The organism is Nonomuraea endophytica (assembly GCF_014203235.1).
GTDB lineage: Bacteria > Actinomycetota > Actinomycetes > Streptosporangiales > Streptosporangiaceae > Nonomuraea > Nonomuraea endophytica.
The window spans coordinates 715,704-722,631 of the sequence record NZ_JACHIN010000005.1; the positions used below are offsets into that span (position 1 = coordinate 715,704).

Consider the following 6,928-nt stretch of genomic DNA (forward strand, 5'->3'; position numbering starts at 1 on the left):
CCGGCCGGCTCCGACCGGTGGATCCGGTAGCCAGTCAGCCCAGCCGCACGGCCACACCCACGGGGCTGACTACCCGGCTGCCTGGCCATTCCGGCAGAGCTGGTTACCCGGTTGCCCGGCCACCCTCAGACGAGCGAACGCACCCGGCCGACCTACCCGGCCACCTGACCGCCTTCGGCCGGGCGACCAGCGCGGGCAGCCTGCCCGAACCGGCCACCCTGACCTCCCGCCCGAGAGCCTGAGGCGGCCAAGCCCCCGCGCGTGGCCACGAGTGTGGCGGGAGCGCTCCCAGGGAGCATCAAGGGCGATTTGTGGCTTTGTGTCCGGTCTTGAGCTCCAAAGGCGAGCGGAATGTAACGGTTGCGTGTCGCCTCGTTGACGGGGTCATCGCCCTGATGCACTCTGCATGGGAGCGCTCCCAGAAGGCTCCCGCCATCCCCCACCCCCACCACCAAGGGGCACAAATGAAGCACACGCGTCTGGCCACCGCCGCGGTCATGACCGCCGCTCTGGCCGCCTGCGGAACCACCTCCACCCCCCAGCCCCAGACCCCCGCCCAGGCCAAGGCCGAACCGGTAACGATCACCGTGCACACCTTCGGCGGCGGTGAGAACTTCGGCTACGACAAGGCGGTCGAGGCCTGGAACGCCGCCCACCCCGGTATCCAGGTCAAGTACCAGAACCTGACCGACCGCTTCGAGGACGTCTACCTGCCCCAGCTCCTCCAGCGCCTCCAGGCGGGCAGCGGCGCCGCGGACGTGGTGGCGATCGACGAGGGCGCCATGGGCCTCATGGCCGCCCGCCCCCAGTTCTTCGCCGACCTCGGCCAGTACGGCATGCAGAACCGCAAGGCAGACTTCCCCGCCGCCAAGTGGGAGGCGGGCGTCAACGCCGACGGCAAGCTGTTCGCCCTCGGCACCGACATCGGCGGCATGACGATGTGCTACCGCAAGGACCTGTTCAAGAAGGCCGGCCTGCCCACCGCCAGGGAGGACGTCGGCAAGCTCTGGCCCGACTGGAACGCGTTCCTGGAAACCGGCAGGAAGTTCGAGGCCGCCAAGACCGGGGCGAAGTTCATGGACGGCCCCAACACCATCTACAACGTCATCCTCTCCCAGGAGGCCCCGAAGAACGGCAACGTCGCCTACTTCGACAAGGGCAACCAGCTCGTCATCGAGTCCAACCCGGCGATCAAGACGTCGTTCGACTGGGTGCAGACGTTCAGCAAGGCCGGGATGACCGCGAAGCTGCAGGCCTGGAGCCCGGCGTGGGACAAGGCGATCAAGGGCGGCGGGTTCGCGACGATGGGCTGCCCGTCGTGGATGCTCGGCGTCATCGAGGGCAAGGCCGGCGAGGGCAACAGGGGCAACTGGGACGTCGCGGCGGTGCCGGGCGGGTCGGGCAACTGGGGTGGTTCCTGGCTGGCGCTGCCCAAGCAGAGCAAGCACCCCAAGGAGGCCGCCGAGGTCCTGAACTATCTGACCGGCAAGGACGGCCACGTGATGGCGTTCGAGGAGGCGGGCGCGTTCCCGAGCTCGCTGCCGGCGCAGCAGGACGCGAAGGTCACCGGCCTGAAGAACGCCTACTTCAACGACGCCCCGACCGGCCAGATCTTCTCCGCCTCGGTCAAGGATCTGCTGCCGATGTTCCTGGGTGAGAAGCACGCCCAGGTCAAGACGGCCGTCGAGAAGGTCATCGAGGGCATGGACCAGGGCGCGGTGCCGTATGAGGAGGCGTGGGCCAGGTTCGTGGCCGCCGGTGTGAAGGCCGCGGGCTGAGCATGGCCATGAACATCGCGCCGCCCCAGCCGGCCCGACCGCCGCGCCCGGGGCCGCAGGCACGGCGCGCCGTCGGCCGCCCCTCGCCCGGGGGCGGCCGGTGGTCCCGCTTCGATCTGCGCGGCATCCCGTATCTGCTGGTCTCGCCGTACTATCTGCTGTTCGCGGTTTTCGGGGTCTTTCCTCTCGGGTACACGCTGTGGATCTCGCTGCACGACTGGGAGCTGGCCGGGGACAAGAGCTGGCTGGGGCTCGGCAACTACGCCGAACTGGTCGCCGACGCCGAGTTCTGGAACGCGGTGGGCAACACGCTCGGCATCTTCGTCCTGGCCACGGTGCCGCAGCTGCTGCTGGCCCTGATGCTGGCCAACGCGCTCAACAAGCGGCTCAGGGGCCGCCTGATCCTGCGGCTGGGCGTGCTGCTGCCGCTGGTCACCTCGGTGGTGGCGGTCGCGGTCATCTTCAGCCAGCTCTTCTCCCGCGACTACGGGCTGGTCAACTGGCTGCTGGGAACCCCGATCACGTGGCAGAACGAGAAGTGGTCGTCCTGGATCGCCATCGCCGTGATGATCGACTGGCGCTGGACCGGCTACAACGCGATCATCCTGCTGGCCGCGATGCAGACGATCCCCCGCGACCTCTATGAGGCGGCGGCGATCGACGGGGCCTCGCCGCGCAGGCAGTTCTGGCGGATCACGGTGCCGATGCTCCGGCCGACGATGGTGTTCGTGGTGTTCGTCTCCACGATCGGCGGGCTGACGCTGTTCGCCGAGCCGGTCATGTTCGAGGGCAACCCGATGATGACCGGCGGCACCACGGGCCAGTACCAGACGGTGGCGATGTTCGTGGTCAAGGAGGGCTTCCGCGACTTCGACATGGGGTACGCCGCTGCCGCCGCCTGGCTGCTGTTCGTGCTGATCCTGCTCGGCACCCTGGTCAACTACCTGTTCACGAGGCGGATCCGATGAACCGGGCCACGATCACGACGCGGATCGGGCTGGCGGTGGCGCTGGCGCTGTCGGCCTTCCCGATCTACTACATGTTCATCATGGCCACGCGCTCCAACGAGGACGCGCTGGACACCCCGCCGCCCCTGCTGCCCGGCGGCCTGCTCGGCGAGAACGTCGAGCGGCTGCTGGCCACCGAGGACGCCCACTTCCTGACCGGCCTGCTGAACTCGGCCGTCGTGGCGGGCACGGTGACGCTGTCGGTGGTGGCGATCTCGACGCTGGCCGGCTTCGCCTTCGCCAAGCTGCGCTTCCCCGGCGCGCGGCTGCTGCTCGGGCTGATCCTGGTGACGATGATGGTGCCGCTGCAGCAGATGGGCGTGGTGCCGCTGTATGAGCTGATGGTCTCGCTGGGCTGGACCGGCCAGCTGAAGGCGGTGATCCTGCCGTTCCTGGTCAACGGGTTCGGCGTGTTCATGATGACGCAGTACGTGGCGCAGGCCGTACCCGATGAGCTGGTGGAGGCGGCGCGGGTGGACGGCGCGGCCACGCTCGGCATCTACTGGCGGGTCGTGCTCCCGGCGCTGCGGCCGGGCATGGCGGTGCTGGCGCTGCTGGTGTTCATGCAGACGTGGAACGAGTTCCTGTGGCCGCTCATCGTGCTGAACCCGGACAACCCGGTGGTGCAGACGTCGATCGCGGCGCTCAACTCGGCGCACGGCACCGACTACGTGATGTTGTTCACCGGCACGGCCGCCTCGGTGCTGCCGCTGTTCGTGGTGTTCGTCCTGTTCGGCCGTCAGATCGTGGGCGGGCTCATGGAAGGCGCGGTCAAGGCATGACGACCCAGGAAGATCAGGTACGGCACGCGCCCGGGCGTTTCCCCGCGGGGTTCGCCTGGGGCGCGGCCACCTCGGCCTACCAGATCGAGGGCGCCGCCGACCGGCGTGGCCGATCGATCTGGGACACGTTCACCCGGGTGCCGGGCCGGGTGGTCGGCGGCCACCACGGGGACGTGGCCATCGACCACTACCACCGCTACCGCGACGACGTGAAGCTCATGGCCGAGCTGGGCCTGACCGCCTACCGGTTCTCGGTCTCATGGACACGCGTGCAGCCCGACGGCTCGGGCGAGGTCAGCCAGAAGGGTCTCGACTTCTACCGCCGCCTCACCGACGAACTGCTGGAGCACGGCATCCAGCCGTGGCTGACGCTCTACCACTGGGATCTGCCGCAGGCGCTGGAGGACCGGGGCGGCTGGCCGGAGCGGGATACCGCCTACCGCTTCGCCGACTACGCCGCCGCCGTGCACGAGGCGCTGGGCGATCGCGTGCACACGTGGGCGACGGTCAACGAGCCGTGGTGCGCGGCCTTCCTGGGGTATGCCTCGGGGGAGCACGCGCCGGGGCGGCGGGACCCGGTGGCCGCGATCCGGGCGGCGCACCACCTCAACCTGGCGCACGGGCTGGCCGTACAGGCGCTGCGGCCGTCGCGCGTGGGCGGCTGCGTGAACCTTTACGCGATCACGCCCGCCACCGCGGACGACCACGACGCGGCCCGCCGCATCGACGGCCTGCAGAACCGCTTCTTCCTCGACGCTCTTCTCAAGGGCTCTTATCCATCCGATGTCCTGGATGACCTCGGCATGGACCTGGATTTGATGAAAAATCAGGATCTTGCGGTCATCAGCGAGCCCATCGACCTGCTGCTCGTCAACTACTACAGCCGCTTCACCGTCTCCTCCCGCCCCGGACCCGCCTCCGCCGCGGCCGCGCCGACCGGAACGGGCTCGCCGTGGGTCGGCAGCGAGCACGTCTCGTTCGTCTCCGGCGGGCGGCCGGTCACCGCGATGGGCTGGGAGATCGACGCCGGCGGCCTGCTGGAGGTGCTGACGCGGGTGCGCGAGGAGTATCCGGCCGTGCCGATGGTGGTCTCGGAGAACGGCGCCGCCTTCGACGACCACCTGGAGGGAGAGCGCGTCCACGACCCCGGCCGGGTGGCCTACCTGCGCGAACACCTGGCCGTCTGCCTGGAGGCCACCCGCCGCGGCATCCCGCTGGAGGGCTATTTCGCCTGGTCTCTCATGGACAACTTCGAATGGGCATGGGGCTACGGCAAACGCTTCGGCCTCGTCCACGTCGACTTCGCCACCCAGCGCCGCGTGCTCAAAGACAGCGCTCTCTGGTACGCGGAGATCATCCGGCAGAATGGTGGCCATGAACCGACCGACTCTTGAAGCTGTCGCCGCCCGCGCCGGGGTCGGGCGCGGCACGGTGTCGAGGGTCATCAACGGCTCGCCCAACGTCAGCGCGAAGGCCCGCGCCGCCGTGCGCCAGGCCATCGACGAACTCGGCTACATCCCCAACCGCGCCGCCCGCACACTCGTCACCCGCCGCACCGACACCGTGGCGCTGGTGGTGTCGGAGTCGGAGCTGCGCGTGTTCGACGAGCCGTACTTCGCCGGCACGATCAGGGGCATCGGCTCCGCGCTGGCCGAGACCGGCCTGCAGCTCATACTGGCCATGGCCCAGTCGCCGGAGGAGCACGAGCGGCTGGAGCACTACCTGACCGGCCAGCACGTCGACGGCGTCCTGCTGCTGTCGCTGCACGGCGCCGACCCGCTGCCGGGACGGCTGGAGGAGATGGGCGTGCCGACCGTGCTCGGCGGCCGCCCGGTCGGCCTCGACCCCTACAGCTACGTCGACATGGACAACCGCGGCGGCGCCCGCCAGGCGGTCAAGCACCTGCTGGGCATCGGCCGTACCCGTATCGCCACCATCGCCGGCCCGCAGGACATGGGCGTCGGCGTGGACCGCCTGGCCGGCTACCGTGACGCGCTGCTGGCCTCCAACGCCCCCGACCTGGTGGCCTACGGCGACTTCTCCGAGGAGAGCGGCGCCGCGGCGATGCGCGCGCTGCTGGCCGGCCATCCCGGCCTCGACGCCGTGTTCGCCGCCTCCGACCTGATGGCGGTGGGCGCGCTGCGCGAGCTGAAGGCGGCCGGCCGCCGCGTGCCCGGGGACATCGCGCTGGTCGGCTTCGAGGACTCCAAGGCGGCCCTGCACACCGACCCGCCGCTGACGACCGTCCACCAGCCGACCGAGCAGATGGGCCGCCAGATGGCGCACCTGCTCGTGGCCCGCATCAACGGCGAGGAGCTGAGCCAGCCGGTCGTCATACTCGACACTCATCTGGTACGGCGAGCCTCCGCTTGACCAGCGGATATCCTTGACCGACCCCAGCGTTGGCGAAAGGAATCCCCCGTGCCCTCTCTGTCCGGCGGCGGCTACACCGCCGAGATCAGCCAGCGCGGCGCCGCCCTGCGCGTGCTCAGGCACGGCGGGCGCGACCTCGTGACGTCGTGGCCGGAGGGCGGCCCGATCCCGTTCTACGCCGGGACGATCTTGGCTCCTTGGCCCAACCGGGTCGCGGACGGCCGCTACTCCTTCGACGGCGCCGATCACCAGCTGGAGCTGACCGAGCCGGAGCGCGGCAACGCCCTGCACGGGCTGGTCTCCGCCGCCGACTGGCGGGTGGCTGAGTGGCTGGCCGCCGAGGACGAGCACGCCTTCGTCCGGCTGGTCCACACGATCACGCCGGCGCCCGGCTACCCGTTCACGCTGGAGCTGCAGGTGCTCCACCGGCTCGACGCGGCCGGGCTGAGCACGACCGTCACCGCCCGCAACACCGGCGAGCGCCCGGCGCCCTACGGGTGCGGGCCGCATCCGTGGCTGCTGAGCGACTCCGACGTGCTGCACGTCCCGGCCGCCAAGGTGGTGCTCAACGACGAGCGGCTGCTGCCCCGGGCGCTGGAGGAGGTGTCCGGCACGCCGTACGACTTCCGGGTGCCGCGCCCGCTCGGCGGCCAGGACGTCGACAACGCCTTCACCGCGCTGACGGCGGGCGAGGTGCGGGTCGGCGGCACCCGCGTGACGTGGGATCCGGCCGTGCTGCCGTGGGTGCAGGTGTGCACCGGCGGGCAGCTCGGTTACGAGGGTGTGGCGGTGGAGCCGATGACGTGCCCGCCGGGCGCGTTCAACTCCGGAACCGACGTGGTGGTGCTGAGGCCGGGCGAGCACCACGAGGCGAGCTGGACGATCAGCGCCGTCTAGATGGTTGATTCCAAGGCGGCTGCTTACGATCAATGGTCGTAGGCGGTGAGGGATCGGGCGGTGGGCTGGCCGGTCTTGTCGTTGTGCCAGA

The 6,928-nt window shown here is 70.1% G+C and carries 6 protein-coding genes; all 6 read left to right on the forward strand.

Features of this window, described 5'->3' with window-relative positions; genetic code table 11:
- Positions 1-464 precede the first annotated feature (464 nt).
- Genes HNR40_RS22025 through HNR40_RS22050 form a run of 6 tightly spaced genes read left to right on the forward strand, consistent with a single transcriptional unit; the run spans position 465 to position 6,837 of the window.
- The gene (locus HNR40_RS22025; RefSeq protein ID WP_184964134.1) at positions 465-1,778 is read left to right on the forward strand and encodes an ABC transporter substrate-binding protein; all 1,314 of its coding nucleotides are present in this window, start codon (positions 465-467) and stop codon (positions 1,776-1,778) included.
- Positions 1,779-1,780: 2 nt separating this feature from the next.
- On the forward strand, positions 1,781-2,746 hold the full coding sequence (locus tag HNR40_RS22030) for a carbohydrate ABC transporter permease (RefSeq protein ID WP_184964267.1): 966 nt from the start codon (positions 1,781-1,783) through the stop codon (positions 2,744-2,746).
- Positions 2,743-3,567, forward strand: a complete 825-nt coding sequence (locus tag HNR40_RS22035) for a carbohydrate ABC transporter permease (protein ID WP_184964136.1) — start codon at positions 2,743-2,745, stop codon at positions 3,565-3,567. Before HNR40_RS22030 ends, HNR40_RS22035 begins: the two co-directional genes overlap by 4 nt.
- Complete coding sequence (locus HNR40_RS22040) at positions 3,564-4,961, forward strand: GH1 family beta-glucosidase (RefSeq protein WP_184964138.1); 1,398 nt, start codon at positions 3,564-3,566, stop codon at positions 4,959-4,961. The genes HNR40_RS22035 and HNR40_RS22040 overlap by 4 nt, the downstream gene beginning before the upstream one ends.
- Positions 4,933-5,940 carry a LacI family DNA-binding transcriptional regulator gene (locus tag HNR40_RS22045; RefSeq protein ID WP_184964140.1) on the forward strand — a complete coding sequence of 336 codons (1,008 nt, stop codon included), beginning with the start codon at positions 4,933-4,935 and terminating at the stop codon, positions 5,938-5,940. The genes HNR40_RS22040 and HNR40_RS22045 overlap by 29 nt, the downstream gene beginning before the upstream one ends.
- Positions 5,941-5,988: 48 nt before the next feature.
- Positions 5,989-6,837, forward strand: a complete 849-nt coding sequence (locus HNR40_RS22050; RefSeq protein ID WP_184964142.1) for an aldose 1-epimerase family protein — start codon at positions 5,989-5,991, stop codon at positions 6,835-6,837.
- Positions 6,838-6,928: the final 91 nt, after the last annotated feature.

What these genes read in the sequence shown, in the direction of transcription:
- HNR40_RS22045 (WP_184964140.1), top strand. Translation starts at nt 4,933, where the DNA reads ATGGTGGCCATGAACCGACCGACTCTTGAAGCTGTCGCCGCCCGCGCC.
- HNR40_RS22025 (WP_184964134.1), top strand. Translation starts at nt 465, where the DNA reads ATGAAGCACACGCGTCTGGCCACCGCCGCGGTCATGACCGCCGCTCTG.
- HNR40_RS22035 (WP_184964136.1), top strand. Translation starts at nt 2,743, where the DNA reads ATGAACCGGGCCACGATCACGACGCGGATCGGGCTGGCGGTGGCGCTG.
- HNR40_RS22030 (WP_184964267.1), top strand. Translation starts at nt 1,781, where the DNA reads ATGGCCATGAACATCGCGCCGCCCCAGCCGGCCCGACCGCCGCGCCCG.
- HNR40_RS22040 (WP_184964138.1), top strand. Translation starts at nt 3,564, where the DNA reads ATGACGACCCAGGAAGATCAGGTACGGCACGCGCCCGGGCGTTTCCCC.